Origin of the sequence: Actinocorallia longicatena (assembly GCF_039534125.1) — a bacterium.
GTDB lineage: Bacteria > Actinomycetota > Actinomycetes > Streptosporangiales > Streptosporangiaceae > Actinocorallia > Actinocorallia longicatena.
In genome coordinates this window covers 75,628-95,587 of the sequence record NZ_BAAAUV010000027.1, presented here as the reverse complement: position 1 = coordinate 95,587, position 19,960 = coordinate 75,628, and the positions used below count along the sequence as shown (strand labels likewise).

The 19,960-nt window shown below is 71.7% G+C and carries 16 protein-coding genes and 1 pseudogene; 6 read left to right on the top strand and 11 right to left on the bottom strand.

Annotated features, from left to right (window positions below):
• A pseudogene (locus ABD785_RS34315) lies at positions 1–387 on the bottom strand (hypothetical protein); the annotation flags it as partial.
• Between the two features lie 736 nt (positions 388–1,123).
• Between ABD785_RS34315 and ABD785_RS34310 the strand changes: the two are divergent.
• Together ABD785_RS34310 and ABD785_RS34305 are read left to right on the top strand one after the other, a co-directional pair.
• Complete coding sequence (locus ABD785_RS34310; RefSeq protein WP_344836846.1) at positions 1,124–2,179, top strand: alpha/beta hydrolase; 1,056 nt, start codon at positions 1,124–1,126, stop codon at positions 2,177–2,179.
• Between the two features lie 63 nt (positions 2,180–2,242).
• Positions 2,243–3,508 carry an alginate lyase family protein gene (locus tag ABD785_RS34305; RefSeq protein WP_344836845.1) on the top strand — a complete coding sequence of 422 codons (1,266 nt, stop codon included), beginning with the start codon at positions 2,243–2,245 and terminating at the stop codon, positions 3,506–3,508.
• 68 nt (positions 3,509–3,576) lie between these two features.
• On the opposite strand, the gene urtE is transcribed toward ABD785_RS34305, so the two are convergent.
• The 7 genes from urtE to ABD785_RS34270 form a co-directional block, all read right to left on the bottom strand.
• The gene (gene urtE / locus ABD785_RS34300) at positions 3,577–4,269 is read right to left on the bottom strand and encodes an urea ABC transporter ATP-binding subunit UrtE (protein ID WP_344836843.1); all 693 of its coding nucleotides are present in this window, start codon (positions 4,267–4,269) and stop codon (positions 3,577–3,579) included.
• Positions 4,269–5,015 carry an urea ABC transporter ATP-binding protein UrtD gene (urtD, locus tag ABD785_RS34295; RefSeq protein WP_344836841.1) on the bottom strand — a complete coding sequence of 249 codons (747 nt, stop codon included), beginning with the start codon at positions 5,013–5,015 and terminating at the stop codon, positions 4,269–4,271. The genes urtE and urtD overlap by 1 nt, the downstream gene beginning before the upstream one ends.
• Positions 5,012–6,115 carry an urea ABC transporter permease subunit UrtC gene (gene urtC / locus ABD785_RS34290; protein WP_344836839.1) on the bottom strand — a complete coding sequence of 368 codons (1,104 nt, stop codon included), beginning with the start codon at positions 6,113–6,115 and terminating at the stop codon, positions 5,012–5,014. The genes urtD and urtC overlap by 4 nt, the downstream gene beginning before the upstream one ends.
• Positions 6,112–6,981: an urea ABC transporter permease subunit UrtB gene (gene urtB, locus ABD785_RS34285; RefSeq protein WP_344836836.1), complete on the bottom strand. Its 870-nt coding sequence runs from the start codon at positions 6,979–6,981 to the stop codon at positions 6,112–6,114. Before urtB ends, urtC begins: the two co-directional genes overlap by 4 nt.
• A 69-nt stretch (positions 6,982–7,050) precedes the next feature.
• Complete coding sequence (urtA, locus tag ABD785_RS34280; protein ID WP_425547858.1) at positions 7,051–8,295, bottom strand: urea ABC transporter substrate-binding protein; 1,245 nt, start codon at positions 8,293–8,295, stop codon at positions 7,051–7,053.
• A gap of 165 nt (positions 8,296–8,460) precedes the next feature.
• Positions 8,461–9,216: a dimethylarginine dimethylaminohydrolase family protein gene (locus tag ABD785_RS34275; protein ID WP_344836835.1), complete on the bottom strand. Its 756-nt coding sequence runs from the start codon at positions 9,214–9,216 to the stop codon at positions 8,461–8,463.
• Positions 9,213–9,824 (bottom strand): zinc ribbon domain-containing protein, encoded by a 612-nt coding sequence (locus ABD785_RS34270; protein WP_344836832.1) that lies wholly within the window; start codon positions 9,822–9,824, stop codon positions 9,213–9,215. The genes ABD785_RS34275 and ABD785_RS34270 overlap by 4 nt, the downstream gene beginning before the upstream one ends.
• A gap of 117 nt (positions 9,825–9,941) precedes the next feature.
• Between ABD785_RS34270 and ABD785_RS34265 the strand changes: the two genes are divergently transcribed.
• The 3 genes from ABD785_RS34265 to ABD785_RS34255 all read left to right on the top strand — a co-directional run bounded on the left by ABD785_RS34265 (position 9,942) and on the right by ABD785_RS34255 (position 12,726).
• Positions 9,942–10,484, top strand: coding sequence for a hypothetical protein (locus ABD785_RS34265; RefSeq protein ID WP_344836829.1), 543 nt, complete (start codon positions 9,942–9,944; stop codon positions 10,482–10,484).
• Positions 10,485–10,500: 16 nt separating this feature from the next.
• Entirely contained in the window at positions 10,501–12,063 is a 1,563-nt protein-coding gene (locus tag ABD785_RS34260; RefSeq protein WP_344836827.1) for a glycosyltransferase family 39 protein, read from the top strand.
• Positions 12,064–12,156: 93 nt separating this feature from the next.
• Entirely contained in the window at positions 12,157–12,726 is a 570-nt protein-coding gene (locus ABD785_RS34255) for a dihydrofolate reductase family protein (protein WP_344836825.1), read from the top strand.
• On the opposite strand, the gene era is transcribed toward ABD785_RS34255, so the two are convergent.
• Positions 12,717–13,649 (bottom strand): GTPase Era, encoded by a 933-nt coding sequence (era, locus tag ABD785_RS34250; RefSeq protein WP_344836823.1) that lies wholly within the window; start codon positions 13,647–13,649, stop codon positions 12,717–12,719. The two genes, ABD785_RS34255 and era, sit on opposite strands and share 10 nt — an antisense overlap.
• Before the next feature lie 113 nt (positions 13,650–13,762).
• Here era and ABD785_RS34245 point away from each other — a divergent pair, with 113 nt between their 5' ends.
• On the top strand, positions 13,763–14,407 hold the full coding sequence (locus ABD785_RS34245) for a hemerythrin domain-containing protein (RefSeq protein WP_344836821.1): 645 nt from the start codon (positions 13,763–13,765) through the stop codon (positions 14,405–14,407).
• Here ABD785_RS34245 and ABD785_RS34240 read toward each other — a convergent pair.
• Together ABD785_RS34240 and ABD785_RS34235 are read right to left on the bottom strand one after the other, a co-directional pair.
• Positions 14,361–17,714 carry an ATP-binding protein gene (locus ABD785_RS34240; protein WP_344836819.1) on the bottom strand — a complete coding sequence of 1,118 codons (3,354 nt, stop codon included), beginning with the start codon at positions 17,712–17,714 and terminating at the stop codon, positions 14,361–14,363. The two genes, ABD785_RS34245 and ABD785_RS34240, sit on opposite strands and share 47 nt — an antisense overlap.
• Positions 17,715–17,772: 58 nt before the next feature.
• On the bottom strand, positions 17,773–19,866 hold the full coding sequence (locus ABD785_RS34235) for an MMPL family transporter (RefSeq protein WP_344836816.1): 2,094 nt from the start codon (positions 19,864–19,866) through the stop codon (positions 17,773–17,775).
• Between the last annotated feature and the right edge of the window lie 94 nt (positions 19,867–19,960).

The following is a 19,960-nucleotide window of genomic DNA, read 5'->3' as shown; positions in this document are numbered from 1 at the left end:
CCCGGGACCGTTCGGCGGCAGCCGGACGGTCGCCTCGGCCGCGGGGACCTGGGGCTGGAACGCCGCCGGGTCGAGGCCGGTGGCGAGGGGGTCGCCGCCGGAGACCGGCGGACGCGGCGGCAGCGCGCGCTGGCCCGTCTGGGGCGGGCGCGGGGTCGCCGGACGTGGGGGGCGTGGGGGCTGGGGGGCCGGAGCGCCGGGTGAAGCAGCCGGGGTGGGGGCGGAGGACTGGGAGCCCCCGCCGGTGAGCCACTCGAAGTCCGGACCGTTCTGCGGCGCGGCCGCAGAACCCGTGGGCGGGTCCTCCCGCGTGGCGTCGTCGTCCCCGCCCTCGAGCCAGTCGAGGTCGCGGCGCTGCCATGGCGGGGTCGACGATGAGGTCGACATGTCGGTCACAGAAAGCTCTCCAAGATCATCAGCGCGAAACCTGCACCGATCACACGAAACGGTCTAGACCTTATAGGACACACGTTGCCTTGGCGTTACTTTCGCTCTGATTAGTTACGTTGGCCAAGGATAGACCGGGATCATCCGTTACGCCCCTTCGGAGGCCTCCCCGTCGACAGTGACGCAGATCACATCGCCACCCTCGAACCTTTTGCCCCGAGAGAGGATCACACAGGTCGAGGGCACGTGTGCCCCCGGCCGCCGCACCCGCCGGGAAGGGCCTAATTCCTCTTCCCTTGGGAATTACAGCGCCCGGCCTATTGGCGGCCGAAAGGCTCTTCCTCCCGGATTTCGAAAAGGCGCGCAAGGCGCTTCACCGCGGGGCGCGTAATTGACGGCCGCGGCCCGTCTCCGCCGATTTCGGCCCTCCACTCCGCGGACGAAACGGCCCACTACCAGGAGGCCCAGCCCCGTCGGGCGTCCAGAAGCACCCGCCTTGCCCTCCGGAGCCCCTTCTCAAACCACTTCGTCGGCTGCTGCCTAAAACGCGTCATCATTGGCGCGCGATTCCTATGGACCGGTCCGTTCGTGACCACGACCTGACGGCAGTCGAACCGGAAGAAGCCTCCCGGGACAAGATCACGTCCGCGGGGCGGTTCGCACGCGGAGTGACGCCGGTGGCAGGAAAGACGGACGTTCCGATAGGTTGCCCCGAAAACGACCAGCGGGGGATTCCGTGCAGCCGACCGTCCAGCGCGCCACCCGGGCGGCGGGAGCCCTCGCCGCGGCCCTCCTGGGCGCCGCCGCGCTCTGCCCCGCCTCCGCCCACGCGGCGGTCCCCGCCGACAACGGGGCCAAGGTGATCGCGGAGCAGAAGGTGCGCGACCGGGTCTGGGACCTCACGATCTCCTCCCCCTCGCTGACCTTCACCAAGCCCAAGGCCCGGGTGTTCACCCCGGCCGGCTACAGCAAGCGGTCGAAGAAGCGATGGCCCGTCCTGTACGTGTACGGGGGCGGCACCGGCGGCGACTACCGCGGCTGGGACGCCATGACCGACATCAAGGACTACGCCGCCAGGTACGACGCCCTGGTCGTGCTCCCCGAGGGCGGGGTCGGCGGCGGCTTCACCAACTGGTACAACGGCGGCGCCGGCGGCGGCCCGAACTGGGAGACCTTCCTCGTCGGCGAGGTTCCGCAGCTGCTGGAGCGCAACTACCGCGCGAGCGCCTCCCGCGCCGTCATGGGGATCTCCTCCGGCGGGCAGGGCGCGATCACCTTCGCCGGACGCCACCCGGGGTTCTTCCGGTACGCCGCCTCCTTCAGCGGGATCCTCCATCTGACGCAGCCGGGCATCTCGACCGTCCTGACCTTCACCGACCTGGCCAACGGCGTTCCCGGCGGCGTCGAGAAGAAGTGGGGCGACCCGGTCGCCGACCGGACCAACTGGATGTGGCACGACCCCTACGTGCTGGCCCAGAACCTGCGCGGCACCGGCCTCTACGTCTCCGCCGGGACCACCGGGCGTCCCGGTCCGCTGGACGCGAAGTGGGAGGAGCTGCTCGAGGAGCAGGGCGGCCTCGGCGAGGCGCTGGAATGGCGGATCGTCGGCGGGTACAGCGAGGCGGTCGTCGGGTCCACCGTCCGGTCGATGGTCAGGCGGCTCGACGCGCTCGGGATCCCCGTCACCGCGCACGTCTACGGCGACGGCCTGCACAACTGGGCCTACTGGAACCGCGAGTTCCACCTCGCCTGGCCACTGATCATGAAGGCCATCGGGGCGAAACGGTACTGATCAGCTCCATTTCGATCACGATCCGCACCACCGGTGCGGAAATAAGACCCTTTCCTGTTTGATATGCCGGTGCGTAGAAAGCTCGCGGCCCTGGCCGCACCCCCTCTTCTCCTCGCCTGCCTGCTGGCGCCCACCGTCCCGGCGCACGCCCTGCCCGCCAAGGGCAGGATCCCGGCGAGCCACCCCTCCGCCCGCAAGAAGCCGAAGTTCGTGCATCCGGGCGTCCAGCTCAGCCGGGCCGATCTGGACTACGTGCGGAAGCGGCTGAAGAAGGAACCGTGGAAGTCGGCCTACAAGGCCGTCAAGAAGACCCGCTACGCCTCCCTGACCGCGCGGCCGAAGCCCGCGAAGGAGATCGCCTGCGGCCCGTTCGGCGCGGGGTCGAACGCGGCCTGCACCGACGAGCGCAACGACGCGATCACCGCCTACACCGCGGCCCTGCTCTGGTACTACGGCAAGGACAAGCGCTACCTGACCCAGGCCACCCGCTACCTGGACGCCTGGTCCGCCGCGAACGCCACCCGCACCCTCGGCGACGCCCCGCTCGCGGCCGCCTGGTCGGGACAGAACTGGATCCGGGCCGCGGAGATCATCCGCTACACCCAGCCCAAGGGCAAGAAGTGGAAGAACGAGAAGCGGTTCTCCTCGGTGCTGCGCGGCCGGATCCTCCCGCTGATCCGCAACGGCTACACCGCCAACGGGATGAACGGCAACTGGGACCTGGTCATGGCCGACGCCACGATCGGCGCCGGGGTCTACCTCAACGACCGGGGCGTCTTCGACCAGGCGATCAAGGTGCTGCGCAGCCGGGTCCCCGCCTACTTCTACCTCGAGTCCGACGGCGACCGTCCGCACCAGCCGAGCGTCCCGGTGTGGGACATCGACGGCTACTGGTGGCAGCCGTGCAGTGAGACCACCAACCCGCTCGACCCGAACCCGAACCCGTGCGGCCCCGGGGACCCCAGGCCCGCCTACGCCGAGGGCATGACCCAGGAGACCTGCCGGGACCGGATCCACCCGATGTACGGCATCGCCGCGACCATGCAGACCGCGGCCACCGCCAAGATCCAGGGCAAGAACCTCTATCCCGAGCTCAAGAAGCGCCTCACCGCGGCGCTGGAGTTCCAGTCCAAGCACTGGCTGACGCCCGTCCCGGCGTGGCTGTGCGGCGGGAAGCTGAACAAGGCGCTGGCGCCCGGCCTCGAGCTCGGCTACCAGGCCTACCGCAAGCAGGCCACCCTGTCCTGGACGCGCAAGGCCCTGCTCAAGCAGCGCCCCGCCGGCCTCGAGCAGTTCATGGCATGGGAGACCCTCACCAACGCCCGCTAGAAAGGCGAACGACGGCGGACGGAGCTCCCGGGGGTCTCTTTCGGGTGCGCTGTCCGCCGTCGGTCGGTCTAGACGGCCAGCAGGCGGCCGACCTGCTCGTCGTGGAGGGCCTCGGCCTCGCCCGCGTGGACGACGTGCCCGGCCTCCAGGATGATGAAGCGGTCCGCGAGGCGCAGCGCCAGCTCCAGGTACTGCTCGACCAGGAGGATCGCCAGGCCCGAGGCGTGCAGGTGCTCGATGGCCGCCTCGATCTCCAGGACGATGCTCGGCTGGATGCCCTCGGTGGGCTCGTCGAGGATGAGCATCTTCGGCCGCGTCACCAGGGCCCTGGCGATCGCGAGCTGCTGCTGCTGGCCGCCCGACAGGAAGCCCGCCTTGCGCTTGAGCAGCGGCTCCAGCCGGGGGAAGGCCGTGAGGGCCTCGTCGACGGCCTGCTTGTCGCGGTGCCCGGTCGCCTCCAGCGTGACCTGGAGGTTCTCGGCCACGGTCAGCTGAGGAAAGGTCTCGTGGCCCTGCGGGACATAACCCATTCCCCGGCGGACGCGCTCGTGGGTCTTCAGCCGGGTGACGTCCTCGCCCTCGAAGGAGACCGTCCCCGCCGTCGGGTGCAGCACGCCCATCACCGTGTTGAGCAGCGTCGTCTTGCCGACGCCGTTGCGGCCCATCACGCACATGAGCTGCCCGGCCTCGACCTCGAAGTCGATCCCGAACAGGACGCGGGCCCGCCCGTAGGCGGCTTCCAGTCCCTCGACCTTCAGCATCACGCCGCGTCCTCCTTCTTGCGGCCCAGGTAGACCTCCTGGACCCTCGGATCGGCCTGGACGGCCGCCACATCGCCCTCGACCAGCACGGTCCCCTCGTGCAGGACCGTGACGGTCGAGGCGTACCGGCGCAGGAACTCCATGTCGTGCTCGATGACGATCACGGTGTGGTCCTTGGCGATCTCGGTGAGGAGCTCGCCGGTCCGCTCCCGCTCGTCCTTGCTCATGCCGGCGACGGGCTCGTCGAGCAGCAGCAGCCGGGGCCCCTGCACGATGAGCATGCCGATCTCCAGCCACTGCCGCTGGCCGTGGGAGAGGATCCCGGCGGGGCTGTCGGCGAGGTCCTGGAGCCCGATCGTCTCCAGCGCCCTGCCGACCGTCTCGGTGACGCCCCTGCGCTGGCGGAGCAGGGCGACGAGCGGCCTGCGGAAGTTCGCCGCCAGATCGAGGTTCTCCACGACCGACAGCTCCTCGAAGACCACGGAGGTCTGGAAGGTCCTGCCGATGCCGAGCCGGACGACCTTGTGCTCCTTGCGCCCCGCCAGCGAGGTCCCCGCGAAGGTGACCGTCCCGGAGGTGGGCTTGGTGAGCCCGGTGATCACGTCGATGAGGGTGGTCTTGCCCGCGCCGTTCGGCCCGATGAGGAAGCGCAGCTCGCCCTCCCCCACCGACAGGTTCACGCCGTTGATGGCCTTGAAGCCGTCGAAGGCGACCATGAGGTCCCTGATCTCCAGAAGCGCGCTCATGCCGGCACCTCCTCCTTGATCGCGACCGTCGGCGCCTCGGGCGCCTTCGGTGTCCTGCGCCTGGCCGCGAGGTCGCCGAGCTGGCCGGCCAGCCCCGCGATGCCCTTCGGCGCGAGCATGATCACCAGGATGAACAGGCCGCCCTGGAGGTAGGTCCAGCCCTCGGCCCAGTTCTCCGAGAGCGTGGTGTGCGCGTAGTTCATGAGGACGCCGCCGAGGATCGCGCCGCCGAGCGCGAAGCGCCCGCCGATGGCGACCGCGACGACCAGCTCAAGCGAGGGCACCACGCCGAGCAGCGCCGGGGAGATGATCCCGACGACCGGCACGTACAGCGCCCCGGCGATGCCCGCCATGGCCGCCGAGGTGGCGAAGGTGATGGTCTTGACGGTCGCGGGGTTGTAGCCGAGGAAGCGGACCCGGTCCTCGCCGTCGCGGACGGCGACCAGCAGCCGGCCGAAACGCGACTTCGTCAGCTGCCTGGCCAGCAGGTACAGCGTCCCGAGCACGATCACCACGACGTAGTAGAGCGTCCGCTGGGTGCCGTCCTCCTCGGGGTCCATGCCGAAGACGTCGTAGAAGTTGGTGAGGCCGTTGGTGCCGCCGGTCAGGCCCTGGTGGCCGACCAGCCAGATGACGAAGGCCGCGGCCAGCGCCTGGCTGAGGATCGCGAAGTAGGCGCCGCGCACCCGCTGCCGGAAGACCAGCAGGCCGAGCAGGACCGCGACGGCCACCGGCAGGACCACGACCATCGACATCGCGAAGACCGGGCTGCGGAACGGCTCCCACAGCGCGGGCAGCTCCTCCACACCGCTCCACGTCATGAAGTCGGGCAGCCCGTCACCGGCGTCGTGGAGCTTGAGGAACATGCCCATCGCGTAGCCGCCGAGGCCGAAGAACACGCCCTGGCCGAGGGTCATCATGCCGCCCTGGCCCCAGGCGAGGCCGATGCCGAGGGCGGCGATCGCGAAGCAGAGGTACTTGGCCAGCAGGCCGAGCCGGAACGGGTCGAGGACGCCGGGGGCGACGGCCAGCAGCAGCGCGGCGACGCCGACGAACAGGGCGTAGCCCCTGACCTTCCTGGAGGCGAGCAGTTCGGTCATGTCAGAGCCCTGGATCGGAGGACGAACATGCCCTGCGGGCGGAACTGGAGGAAGGCGACGATCGAGCCGAACACGATGACCTTGGCGAGGCTCGCGTCCGTCCAGAACTCGGCGTAGGAGTTGAGCAGGCCGAGCGCGAGCGCCGCGAGGACCGCGCCGCGCAGCTGGCCGAGGCCGCCCGCGACGACGACGAGGAAGGCGTCGACGATGTAGTTGGTGCCGAGGGTCGGGCCGATCGGGCCGATGAGGGTCAGCGCGACCCCCGCGATCCCGGCCAGGCCCGAGCCGATGAAGAAGGTCAGCTGGTCCACCCGCTCGGTGATCACGCCGGAGCAGGCGGCGAGCTCGCGGTTCTGCATCACGGCCCGCATCCTGCGGCCCTGCCGGCTCCGGTTCATGTACGCCCAGATCGCGACGACGCAGACGATCGCGAGCGCCATGATGAACAGCCGGGTGTAGGGCACGATCACGCTGCCCAGGGTGAGCCGGCCCTCGAGCCAGCCGGGTGCGGTCACGTTGACGTTGGGCGCGCCGAACAGGTCCCGGGCGAGCTGCTGGAGCACGAGGCTGACGCCCCAGGTGAGCAGCAGCGTGTCGAGCGGCCGTCCGTAGAACCGGCGGATCGCCACGCGTTCCAGGATCAGGCCCATGGCCCCGGCGACCACGAAGGCCAGCGGAAGGGCGACGATCACGGCCTGGTCGCCGGCGAAGTCCTGGATCATGTAGGCGGTGTAGGCGCCGGCCATGATGAACTCGCCGTGCGCCATGTTGATCACGCCCATCTGGCCGAACGTGAACGTCAGGCCGAGCGCGATCAGCAGGAGCGCGCCGGAGATGCTCAGTCCGATGGGCAGCTGGTCCAGCATGATCCCTCCTCTCTCATGCAACTGACCCGGCCGGGCCTCCGTGGCGGAGGCCCGGCGCGGGGCGGTGTCCTACTTGCAGGGGCTGGGGTTCGGGACGAGCGAGCCGGCCCAGCTGTAGGTGGTGAGGCAGGGGTCCGGCTTGATCGGCTTGCCGGAGTTCCAGACCTCGCTGATCAGGCCGTCCTTCTGGATCACGCCGATCCGGGCGGTCTTGTAGACGTGGTGGGTGAGGCCGTCGATGGTCACGAGGCCCTCGGGGAGCTCGATCGCGACGCCGTCGGAGGCCTTCTTGACGGCCTCGACCTCGACCGTCCCGGCCTTCTTGACCGACTCGGCCCACAGGTGGACCGCGTTGTAGCCGGCCTCCATCGGGTCGGAGGTCACCTTGGTCTCGCCGTACTTGGCCTTGAACGCCTTGACGAAGGTCTCGTTGGCCGGGCTCTTGGTGGTCTGGTAGTAGTTCCAGGCCACCGGCTGGCCGACGATGTTGTCGACGCCGATGCCGCCGACCTCCTCCTCGGCGATGGACACCGACAGGACCGGCAGCTTCTCGGCCGTTCCGCCGGCCGCCTTGAACTGCTTGAAGAAGGCGACGTTGCTGTCGCCGTTCAGGGTGTTGAAGACGGCGTCGGGCTTGGCGGACATCACCTTGCTGACGAGCGTCCCGTACTCGGTGTGGCCGAGGGGGGTGTACTCCTCGCCCAGGACCTCCATGCCGTTGGCCGCGGCGTACGCCTTGATGATCTTGTTCGCGGTCCGCGGGAAGACGTAGTCGCTGCCGACCAGGAAGATCTTCTTCTTGCCCTTCGACTTCAGGTAGTCGAGACCGGGGATGATCTGCTGGTTGGTGGTCGCGCCCGTGTAGTAGATGTAGGGCGACTGCTCCAGGCCCTCGTACTGCACCGGGTACCACAGCAGGGCCTTCTCGGCCTCGAAGACCGGCAGCATGGCCTTGCGGGAGGCGCTGGTCCAGCCGCCGAAGACCGTCGCGACCTTGTCCCGCTTGATGAGCTTGCGGGCCTTCTCCGCGAAGGTCGGCCAGTCGGACGCGCCGTCCTCGATGACCGGCTCCAGCTTCTTGCCGAGCACCCCGCCCTTGGCGTTGATCTCGTCGATCGCCATCAGTTCGGAGTTCTTGACGGTCACCTCGCTGATCGCCATGGTGCCGCTCAGGGAGTGGAGGATGCCGACCTTGATGGTGTCGCCGGAGCCCGGGGCGTCAGCCTTCTCGCCGGTCTCGCCGCCGCAGGCGCTCAGCAGGAGCACGGAGGCGGTGGCTACCAGCGCCAGTCCGCGCCAGGTGGAAATACCCACTTCTTCTTCTCCTCAACAAGACCCCGAGTCGTTTGATCTCAACCTGGAGGGGCCTTATTTCCGGAGCGGAAGCCGATTGTTAACCGAGGATTACGAAAGAACCACCGTGTAAACAGGCTATGACTGGATCGTCCCATCATCTGGAACCCACTGGCAGGGTTGTTTTCAGATAATGATGGAAAGGCAGGTCACACAGCCCTCGAGGGCCTCGAACTCCGAGATGTCGACGGCCGTGACCCGCCATCCGTCGCGGCGCAGGAGGTCGGCGGTGCGCGGCGCGGACGCCGCGATGAGGACGTGCTCGGCGTCGAGGACGACCAGATGGGCGCCCGCGGGCTCCGGCGCGACGAGCATGCCGGGCAGCCCGGAGGTGTCGAGCCGGTCGGGGACACCGATGAGGGTCCCGTCGGGCAGGGCGGTCATCGCCGACTTCAGGTGCAGGCAGCCGGTGACCTTGACGCCGACCACCCTGCGGGTCGGGATCGCCGGGGAGATCCGGCACAGGGCCTCGTCGTCGGTGCGGCCGGAACGGCCCACGTAGAGGGTGTCGCCGACCTGGAGGATGTCACCGCCGTCGAGGGTGAACTCGCCCTCCATCTCCCTGATCTCGACCCCGAGGGAGCGCAGGGCGCGTTCGGTGCCGGCGATCTCGTCACGGCGGGCGGGCGCCCCCGGCCTGGCCAGGATCGCCACGGGGGCGTGGCCGCCGAAGACCACGGCGGTGTCCTCGACGAAGACGGCGTCGGGGCAGTCGTCGGCGGGCTCGACCTCGTGAACGGCGAAGCCCGCCTGGCTCAGCGCGTCGGTGTAGGCGGCGTGCTGGCGGCGGGCCAGTTCGAGATCGATGGGCCTGCGCTCGAAGAACGTGACGATGCCCTCGGCGAGGCGGGGTCCGGGCGGGCGGACCAGCGCCGATCTCATCTGTTCGCGCCTTCGTGCATCGCGATGACGCCGATCCCGTGGGCGTAGGTCATGCCGAGCGCGCGGGCGACCCGCTGGATCTCGCCCCGCTCGGGGTCGCTGAGCCGCCCGTCGGCGAGGGCCAGCAGGACGACCTCGGACAGGAACCACTCCTTGGCCTCGACGGCGAGCTGGGAGCCCGCCTTGGCGATCTCCTCCAGGAGGTAGGAGGGCCGCATGTCGAGATCACCGGCGAGCTCGTCGGGGCCGTAGGCCTCCTCGCCCTGGCGGCGCACCGCGTCGACGGCGCGCACCCGGGCGGAGGTGTCGGCGGGATCGCCCGCCCGCAGGACGAGCGAGACGGCCGCGCGCATCGCGGCGGGCAGCCTGGCCTCCATCTCGGCGGCGGTCGGCTGGCGCAGCACCGAGGTGGCGAAGCGCTTGCGGCAGGACCTGCACTCGACGACCTCGCCGAGCTTTCCGAGCGGGACCACGGGAACGAAGAAGAACGAGAGGAACCGGCGGCCGAGCCTGCGGCGGAACCTCCGGTCGCCACCGCATGAGGGGCAGTGGAAGACCCCTTCGCCCACGGTCCGGAAGACGACCGACAGACCGAAGATCAGCAACATCGGACTCTCCCTTCCGAAGGGTCGCAAAGTCAACGTACAGAACACCGGGTCGGTGCGCGGGCGAACCGAGGAGAAGACCCTAGCGAGTCACAAACACGATCTTCTACCCTTCACCCCATGTCTCAGCCTTATGCACAGGGTTTCGGCCAGTCAGGGTATCCGCCCGTTCGCGCTGCTCGGACCTCCGCGCCGAACGGCGTCCTGGCCGGCGTGGGCCTGGTGGCGGCGCTGGGGCTGGTCCTCGCGCCGCTCCTGCCCTGGGTCGGGGTCTCCCAGCGGGGATTCCTCTTCATCGCCGCCCAGAGCCGGCAGTGGACCGCCCTGGACGACCTGCCGGAGATCAACAACGTGCCCGGATGGCTGGCCCTCGGCTCCGGGGTGATCGCCCTGGGGCTGATCACCGCGGGGCTGCTGCTCGGGCGGCGGACGCTGGCCGCCGCGGCGGCGCTGCCCGCGCTGTCGGGGCTGGCCGCCTGCGGGCTCTTCGTCCTGCAGCTGAAGAACTACCAGCGCGAGTACGAGAACGACCTCGTGGCCCGGGTGGCGCAGGCCGTCCTGGACATCAAGGGCGGCCTGGAGGCCGGCTGGTTCCTCGCCCTGGTCTGCGGGCTGGTGCTCCTGGGCTGCACCCTCGGACAGATGGTGCGAAAGTCGAGATAGCCTCATCCAGAGTCATATGAGGAAATCGCGTACCCCCTGGATCTCCCCCCTCCTCGCCGCCGCCCTCGCCCTGGCGATCGCCGGATGGCGCATCGACGCGCCCTCGCTCTGGCGCGACGAGGCCGTCACCGCCGACCTGACCGGGCGGTCGTTCCCCGACATGGTGCGGACGCTGGCCCACATCGACGCCGTCCACGGCTTCTACTACCTGCTGATGCGGCTGCCCGCGGCCCTGTTCACCGGCCACGAGTGGCTCCTGCGCCTGCCCTCGGCCCTGGCGGCGGCGGCCACCGCGGCGCTGACCGTCCTGCTGGCCCGCCATCTCGCCGCTCCCTCCCCGGACGAAGCGGACCCGGACGGCATGGGCCCGGACGGCATGGGCCCGGACGGAACGGGCCCGAACGGAGCGGACCCGGCGCGGACGGGGCCCTGGTGGACGGGGTCCGAACGCCTCGGCCTGACGGCCGGGGTCCTGGTGGCGATCTCGCCGATCATGAGCCGGTACGGACAGGAGGCCCGCCAGTACACCCTGGTCGCGGCCCTGGCGGTCCTGGCGACCTACCTGCTGGTCAGGGCCGGGTCGCGGCGCGGCTGGACCTGGTACGCGCTGGCCGTGGCCGCCCTGGGGTTCACCCATCTGTTCGCGCTGTTCCTGCTGCCCGCCCATCTGGCGACCGTCCTGCTGGAGCGGCGGCCCTGGCGGCCGTGGGCGACGGCGACCGGGCTCGCGCTCGCACCGGTGGCCGTGCTGGCGGTCGTGGCCCTGCGGCAGAGCTACCAGATCAGCTGGATCACCTCCCCGACGGGCGGGGACGTCTGGCATCTGCTCGGCTCGCTGAGCCTGGTCACCGTGCTGGTCCTCCCCGCCGGGATCCTGCTGGCGCTGGCGCTGTGGAAGTGGAGCCCGCTGACCGCGACCGCGCTCCCCTGGCTGGTCCTGCCGCCGGGCCTGCTGCTCGCGATCTCGCTGGTCTCGCCGATCTACGTCGAGCGGTACGTGCTGTACTGCGTGCCCGCCGCCTGCCTGCTGCTGGCCGCGGGACTCGACCGGCTGCCCTGGCAGGCCGCGCTCCCGCTCGTCCTGGTGGCGGCGGTCCTCACCGTCCCGCGCCAGCTCCAGATCCGCGATCCGCACAAGGCCCGCATCGACGACCTGCGCCGTCTGGCCGCCGTCCTGCGCGCCCACGAGCGCGAGGGCGACGCCGTCGTCTACACCGATCCGCGGTTCCGGCCCGTCACCGCGACCTATCCCGAGGCCTTCGCCCCCTTGGACGACGTCCTGCTGGCCCGGACGCCCGACGCCGCCGCCGACCTCAAGGGCCGCGAACTCCCCCGGTCGGCCCACGCCACCGCGCTGGCGGGCACGTCGCGCGTCTGGCTGATCCACAACACCCTGGCGTTCCTGCCCGGCTCCGACTCCGGCGCCAGGGCGAAGCGGAGGCTGCTGAACTCCCCCGCCTTCCGCAGGCTGGGCGGGTGGAGGTACCACGGCGGCACCGTCACGCTCTTCGAGCGCGTCGCGGTCCCGTCCCGGGTCGAGATGTCGGCTCCGGTACCGGTCCCCAAATCCAGTCAGTGAGAATCCGCCGAGGGATGTAGAGGAACGTCCGGCGGCTCCGACCTTCGCGTGAAAGCGCCGCCAGGGGTGGCGCTCAGCGGGAAGGAAGAGATCATGCGGAAGATCATTCACTGGGTGCACACCTCCGTCGACGGTTTCGTCAGCGGTCCCGGCGGGGCGTTCGACTGGGCCTCGCTCGGACCAGAGCTGGCGGACTACTCCGAGGCGCTGCTGGAGCGGGCCGACACGCTGCTCTACGGGCGGGTGGTCTGGGAGATGATGGCCGCCCACTGGCCCGAGGCCGACAAGAGGAGCTCCGACGAGCACAGCAGGAAGTTCGCGCCCGCCTGGCGCTCCATGCCGAAGATCGTGTTCTCGAACACGCTGGAGAAGGACGAGTGGGCCGACCGGATCATCGGCGGCGACATCGCGGCGGCCGTCCGGGAGATCAAGGCGCAGCCGGGCCGGGACCTGCTCCTGACCGGCGGCTCCGGGCTCGCCGCCTCGCTCACCGAGCACGGGCTGATCGACGAGTACCACATCGCCGTCCACCCGGTCGTGCTCGGCGGCGGGACCCCGCTGTTCGCGCGCGGCATCGCCCGGATCCCGCTGCGGCTGGTCGCCACGCGCGGCTGCGACGGCGTCAGGGCCGTGCAGCACTACGAGCGCGCCGATCAGTCGTAGAAGCCGAGGCGGCGCAGCTGCTTGGGGTTGCGCTGCCAGTCCTTGGCGACGCTGACCTGGAGGTTCAGATAGACCTTCGTGCCGATGAGGGCCTCGATCTGCTGGCGGGCGCGGGTGCCGACGGTGCGCAGCCGCTCGCCCTTGCGGCCGATCAGGATGGCCTTCTGGCTCGGACGCTCCACGAAGACGTGGGCGTAGATGTCGGTGAGGTCCTCACGGCCCTCGCGCAGGTTCATCTCGTCGACGACCACGGCGATGGAGTGCGGGACCTCCTGCTCGACGCCCTCGAGCGCGGCCTCGCGGATGAACTCGGCGGCCAGGATCTGCTCGGGCTCGTCGGTCAGGTCGCCCTCGGGGTAGAGCGGCGGCCCCTCCGGCAGGTGCTTGACCAGCAGATCGGTGACGACGTCGAGCTGGTAGGGGGTGTCACCGGTCTTGCCGATGCCGCCCAGGGCCGAGACCGGGACGATGTCCGACCACGAGCCGAGGGCGTCGACGGCCATGAGCTGCTCGGCGAGGGCCTGCGGGGTGACCTTGTCGGCCTTGGTGACGATCGCCACGACCGGGGTGTTCTTGACCTGGGCGAGCTCGCGGGCGATGTAGCGGTCGCCGTCGCCGGTCTTCTCGTCGGCCGGCACGCAGAAGCCGATCACGTCGACCTCGGTCAGGGTGTTGCGGACCAGGCTGTCGAGCCGCTCCCCGAGCAGGGTGCGCGGCCGGTGCAGCCCGGGGGTGTCGACGATCACGAGCTGGGAGCCGGGCCGGTGGACGATGCCGCGGATGGCCCGCCGGGTCGTCTGCGGCCGGTTGCTGGTGATCGCCACCTTGCTGCCGACCAGGGCGTTCATCAGCGTCGACTTGCCGACGTTCGGCCGCCCGACGAAGCAGGCGAACCCGGATCTGAAGTCCTGCTGAGTGTCCACCCCCCGATTCTCCCGCACCGCGGACGGTGTCCGGGTCATCGGCCCCGGACCGTACAGCGCCCGGCAAGTGAACGCCAAGAGGGCTCCAAGGGCGTCCCCGCACGCTGGCCGACATGGAAACCGTGATCGTGAGCCCGCGCCGTGCGGGCGACCCCGAAATCGACCTGACCGCCATGTCCGTGATCCACCGCGCCATGCGGGAGGACGTCCGGCGGCTGGCCGCGCTCACCGCCGCGCAGGGCGACCGTCCCTTCCCCGCGGCGCGCGAGGCGGCCCTCGCCGCCCATCTCGAGGGCCTGGCCAGGGAGATCCACTCCCACCACGGCAAGGAGGACGACGTCCTCTGGCCGGTGATCTCCGCCTCGGCCGGCGCGGCCATCGACCTCAAGCCCCTCAGCGAGGACCACACCGAGATCGACCCGATCCTGGACCGGATCCGCACGGGATCGGGCACCGCACGGGCGCAGGCGCTGGCCGAGCTGCGCGACCTGCTGGACGACCACATCGCGGAGGAGGAGGCCGTCCTGTTCCCGATCATGCGGGCCTACGTGAGCGTCGCGGACTTCGAGGCGTGCGAGAAGCGGTTCCGGGAGGGCGCGCCGATGTCCCAGCTCAAGTGGGTGGTCCCGTGGCTCGCCGGGGCGGCCGACGAGGAGGAGAGCGCCCGCATGCTGAAGGCCGCGGGCCTGCCCTTCCGGATCCTGCTGGCCCTCACCCGGCCCGGTCATCTGAAGCGGCAACGGCTGATCTTCGGTTGACGGCGCGTTCGGCCCAGTGCGGTGAGCCCGCCCTGCGGGCCTCCTCCACGGCCCGCTCGTAGTGCGGTCCCGGGTCCTCCCCCACGAGCGGCGCGAGCTCGGCGAGGACGAGGGAGACGGGGCACAGGGCCAGCGCGGCGGTACCGGCCCCGGCGAACCCTCCGGCGTAGGGCAGCAGTTCCGCGTAGAGGCCGGGGGCCCGTTCCCGGTCGCCCAGAGCGGCGATCAGCAGCCCGCGGGCGGCGAGGTGCAGGTCGCGGAACCAGTCGGGGGCGACGTCTCCGTTGACGTCCGCGAGCGCACGGGCCTCCTCCAGCCGTCCGGCGGAGGCCAGGACCAGGCCGTGGATGTCGGCGATCGGCGCCTGCCCGAACGTCTCCCACATGACGGCCGACTCGGGCAGCAGCTCCGGCAGACGGCCGTCGCCGAGCCTGATCGTGAACTTCGCGACCCAGGCCATGCCGATCTCACCGCCCCAGATGCTGGAGCGCAGGAACGCCTCCAGGATCTCCTGGTAGGCGGCCTCGGCCTCGGCGTACCGGCCCGTGATGGCCAGGCGCAGCCCGCGGCCCCAGTCCCCGATCATCGCGAGCATCGGCAGCTCGTACTGGTGGGCCAGCCGGGTCCCCTCCTCCCCGTGACGCTCGGAGGCCGCGAGATCGAGCCGTCCCGCCGCGCACTGCTGGAGCAGGAAGTGGGCGAGGACCTGGTGCAGGCCGAGGCCGTGCCGCTCGGCGATCTCCAGCAGCTCGGTCCCGATCCGCTCCCGCTCGGCGAGACCCCCCGCGAAGCCGTGCAGGTTGTTGTACATGCCGTTGAGGGCGTGGGCGAGGAGCTCGGGATCGCCGAGGCCGCGGGCGATCTCGATCGCCTCCGTGCCCGCCCGGCCGCCCCGGTCGGCGGGGTCGCAGTCCAGCTCCATCGCCAGGGTCGTGAGCAGCCTGACCCGCCAGGGCCCCGCGGGCAGCGTCTCCAGGGCCTGCTGGGCGGCCTCGATCACCCCGAGGTCGCGGGTCCCGTACTCGCGGTTGACCCACAGCATCGGCACGTCGTAGGCGGTGAGCAGCCGGGCGGTCAGCTCGGGGTCGCCGAGGGCGCGCGCCGCGGCCAGCGCCCGGGTCCGGCGCTCCCTGGCCTGCATCAGCCGGCCGGACATCGCGAGCGCCCTGATCAGCCGCGCGACCAGCTCCAGCCGTTCGGGCAGCGGGCCGCCGGCGCGCTCGCAGGCGTCCAGGGCCTGCGACCACAGGGCCGCGGCGGTGCCGTGGGAGAAGCGCGCCTCGGCGGCCTCCGCCGCCCGCCGGGCGTGGTGGACGGCCCGGTCGAGCCTGGTCCCGGCGGCCAGGTGGTGGTGGGCGAGCGCGGCGGCGTCGGCACCGGGACGCTCCTCCAGCGCCTCGGCGACCCTGGCGTGCATCCGGGAGCGGCGCAGCCGGGACAGGTCGCCGTACAGGACGTCGCGCACGAGGATGTGGGTGAAGCGCAGGCCGGGTCCGCTCTCGACGAGCAGCCCGGTGACCAGGGCCGCCTCGACGGCGTCGAGGACCTCCTCCTCGCCGGTCCCGCTGACGGCGATCAGCAGTTCGGGATCGGTCTCCCTGCCGACGACCGCCGCGTGCCGCAGCACGCTCTGCGCGACGGCGGGCAGCCGGGCGACGCGCCTTCTGACCACGTCGCCGACCCCTGAGGGGACGTCCTGGACGGCCGATTCGGCGCCCGAGGCGTCCAGGAGGCGGGCGGTCTCGCGGACGAAGAAGGGATTGCCGGCGGTCCGCTCGGCGATGGCCGCGAGCGTCTTCGGCTCGACCGTCGCCCCGCACAGCCCGCCGACCAGCTCCGCGACGTCGTCCCCGCTCAGGCCCGCCAGCTCGATCCGGACCGGTTCGTGCCTGGCCAGGACCGCGAGGGCGTCGGCGAGCGCGGGCTGGACCTCGGTGTCGCGGTAGGTGCCGATCACCAGCGGGCCCGGCACCCGGTCGGCGATCCCGGCGAGCAGGCTCAGTGTCTCCTCGTCGGCGCGGTGCAGATCCTCCAGGACGATGACCAGCCGGGTTCCGGCCACGACCCCGGCCAGGTAGTCGCCGATGGCGCGGTGCAGCCGGAACCGGGCGACGGTCAGGTCGCCGACGGGCGTCAGGGCGTCGTCGTCGAGCATCGGGGCGAGGTCCCCGCCCGTGGCCGGGTGGCGTCCGGTGAGGGCGCGCAGCAGTTCGGCCCACGCCCAGGCGGCGGGGGCCCCGTCGACCTCGGGGGTCCGTCCCCATGCCTGTTCCCAGCCGTCGGCCGCGAGCGCCCGGCAGACGCGGTCGGCGAGCGCGGTCTTGCCCGCGCCGGCCTCTCCCGACAGCAGGACGACCCTGCGGCCGGTCCTTGCGGCGGCCAGCACCTCGGCGACCTCGCGGTCCCGGCCGACGAACGGGTCGCCGTCCGGCTCGGGGCGTTCGGGCCCGGGATGTTCGGGGGCGGGATGTTCGGGGGCGGGACGTTCGGGGGCGGGACGTTCGGGGGCGGGACGTTCGGGGGCCCGCGCGGCCGGCCCGGTGGCCGCCGAGCGGGCCGGGGTCAGGCCGGGGTCCTGGGCGAGGATCGCGGCCTCCAGCCGCTGGAGCGGGCGTCCGGGATCGACGCCCAGGTCCTCGGCCAGCAGGGTGCGGATCCGGCGCAGGGCGGCGAGCGCGTCGCCCTGGCGGCCGGTGCGGTACAGCGCGAGCGCCAGCAGCCGCCACGGCTCCTCCCGCAGCGGGTGGGCCGCGGTGTGGGCCTCCAGATCGGGGACGGCCTGGGCGGCGGCGCCGTGGTCGACCATGGCGGCGGCCCGGCGCTCGATCGCCGTCAGCCGCAGCTCGGTCAGCCGGGCCGCCTCGGCCTCCGCCCAGGGCAGCTCGGCGAACTCGGCGAAGGCGGGGCCGCGCCAGAGCGTCAGGGCCTCGTCGGCCCGTTCCCAGGCGAGGGCGGGATCGGCGGTCTCGGCGACCAGGGCCTCGAACCGCCACACGTCGACGGCGGCGGCCGGGAGCCTCAGCGCGTAGCCGGGCGGCGAGGTGACCAGCACCTCGGCGGGGGTGCGCGGCGGCCGTCCGGGCTCCAGGGCCCGCCGCAGGTGCGACACGAACGACTGCACCCCGGCCAGCGCGCGGGGCGGGGCCTCCCCCACCCACAGATCGTCGATCAGCCGCTCGACCGGGACCATCCGCCCGCGCGCCGCGACCAGCCGCGCCAGCACGGCCCGCTGGCGCGTTCCACCGAGGTCGGCGGGCCGCCCGCCCACCAGCGCCTCAAATGCCCCGAGGGCCCTGATCTCCGCCATAACAGGAGCAGCATAGGCAGGAAGGGCTCCCGCCCACGAGGGACGGGAGCCCCCCGCCTCACGGGACGGGCACCGGCTCCTTCACCGGCCCTGCGCCCTCCTGGGCGGCGGCTCTCGGCAGCAGCCGGGCCAGCGGTCCCGGCAGCCACCAGTTCCAGCGGCCGAGGAGCGCCATGCTCGCGGGGACCAGGACCAGGCGGACGAGGGTGGCGTCCAGGGCCACCGCGACGGCGAGCCCGACGCCCATCTGCTTGATCACGACCGAGGTGTCCAGGGCGAAGCCGCCGAAGACCGCGACCATGATCAGGGCGGCGCTGGAGATGATCCGGCCCGTCGAGGCCAGGCCCGTGACGACCGAGCCGCGGGGGTCGCCGCTCCTCTCGTAGTCCTCCCGGACGCGCGAGAGCAGGAACACCTCGTAGTCCATCGAGACGCCGAACAGCATCGTGAACATCAGCGGCAGCACGTAGCTGGAGACCGGCACGCTGTGCGGCAGCCCGAGCGGTCCCGCGCCCCAGCCCCACTGGAACACCGCGGTCACGAACCCGTAGGCGGCCGCGATCGACAGCAGGTTCATCAGCGCGGCCTTCGCGGGGATCACCAGCGATCGGAACACCAGCAGGAGCAGGAAGAACGAGGTGCCGACGACCGCCAGGACGACCATCCACATCCGGTCCAGGATGATCTCGCCGAGATCGTGGTAGACGGCGGTCAGCCCGGTGACCTCGGCGCCCTGGGGCCGGACCACGGCGCGGACGTCGCGGATGAGGCGCCCCGACCGCTCGTCCTGCGGGCCGAACTCCGGGATCACCGTGATGACCGCCGCGTCCCCCTGCGGCGACACCAGCGGCGGCGAGACGGTCTCCACCCCGTCGATCCGCGCGAGCGCGCTCAGGACGGCCGTGGGATCGGGCGTGCGCCGCAGGTCGACCGCCACCAGCAGGGGACCGTTGGCGCCGGGCCCGAACCCCTCGGCGACCAGGTCGTAGGCCTTGCGGACGGTGTTCGACGACGGCTCGGAGCTGGCGTCGTTCGGCCAGGTCCGCATCCCCAGGGCGGGGGCCGCGAGCGCCAGCATCACCAGCAGCGAGGCCAGCAGCCACGGAAGCGGCCGCGCCCCGACCCGGGCGGCCCAGGCGCCGACCCACCGCGACTCCGGAGCGACGGCCGCGCCGCGCCGCTCACGGCGCCGCAGCACCCTGCGGCCGGACAGGCCGAGCAGCGCGGGCAGCAGGGTGATCGCCGACATCATCGTCGCGAAGACGACGATCCCGGTCGCGAACCCCATGGTGATGAACACCGGCAGGCCCGAAAGGGCCAGGCCGGACAGGGCGATCAGCACGGTGACCCCGGCGAACACGACCGACCGGCCGGCGGTGGCGTTGGCCCGCGCCGCGGCCTCCCACGGCTCCAGGCCTTCGGCCAGCCCCTCGCGGTGCCGGGTGAGGACGAACAGGGCGTAGTCGATGCCGACGCCGAGGCCCACCATGACCGCGATCGTCGGTGTCACGGTCGACACGTCCGTGACGGCCGCCAGCAGCGTCACCCCCGACATCCCGACGCCGAGCCCGGTCAGCGCGACGGCCAGCGGCAGCCCCGCCGCGACGACGGACCCGAACGCCAGCAGCAGGATGACCAGGGCCGCGATGATGCCGACCGCCTCCGCCGCCCCGCCCGGCGCGGAGGAGTTCTCCGGGAGCTGCCCGCCGAACTCGACCTGGGCGCCCGGCAGGGCCGAGGACTCCCGCAGGCCCTTCATCGCCTTCTTCACGTCGAGGTCGGTGACCGGCACGTCGTACCTGACCGTGATCAGCGCGGTCCTGCCGTCCCGGCCGATGACGGGCTCGTCGACGGCGCTGACGTGCTCGAGTCCCCGGACGTCCGCCGCGATCGTCCGCAGCTCCGCCGGATCGAGGCCGTCCTTGCGGACCACGATCCGGGCGCCGGTCTCGGCCAGCGCCGGGAACCGCTCGCGCAGCAGGTCGGTCGCCTCCTGCGAGCCGCTCCCCTTCAGCGTGTAGTCGTCGTGCAGGGCCCCGCCGAGCGTCCCCGCCGCCCCCAGGAAGGCGGCCAGCGCCACCACCCACAAAATGATCATCCGCCACGGCCTCCGGGCGGCGGATCCGCCCAGCCGGTACAGCACCCGAGACATCGCGTCCCCCATCGGTTCCGGTTCGATGCCCCCACCGTCGGCGGAACCCCTTGCCGCGAACTTGCCCCCCGCTTGCGGAACCCTGACCGCACAC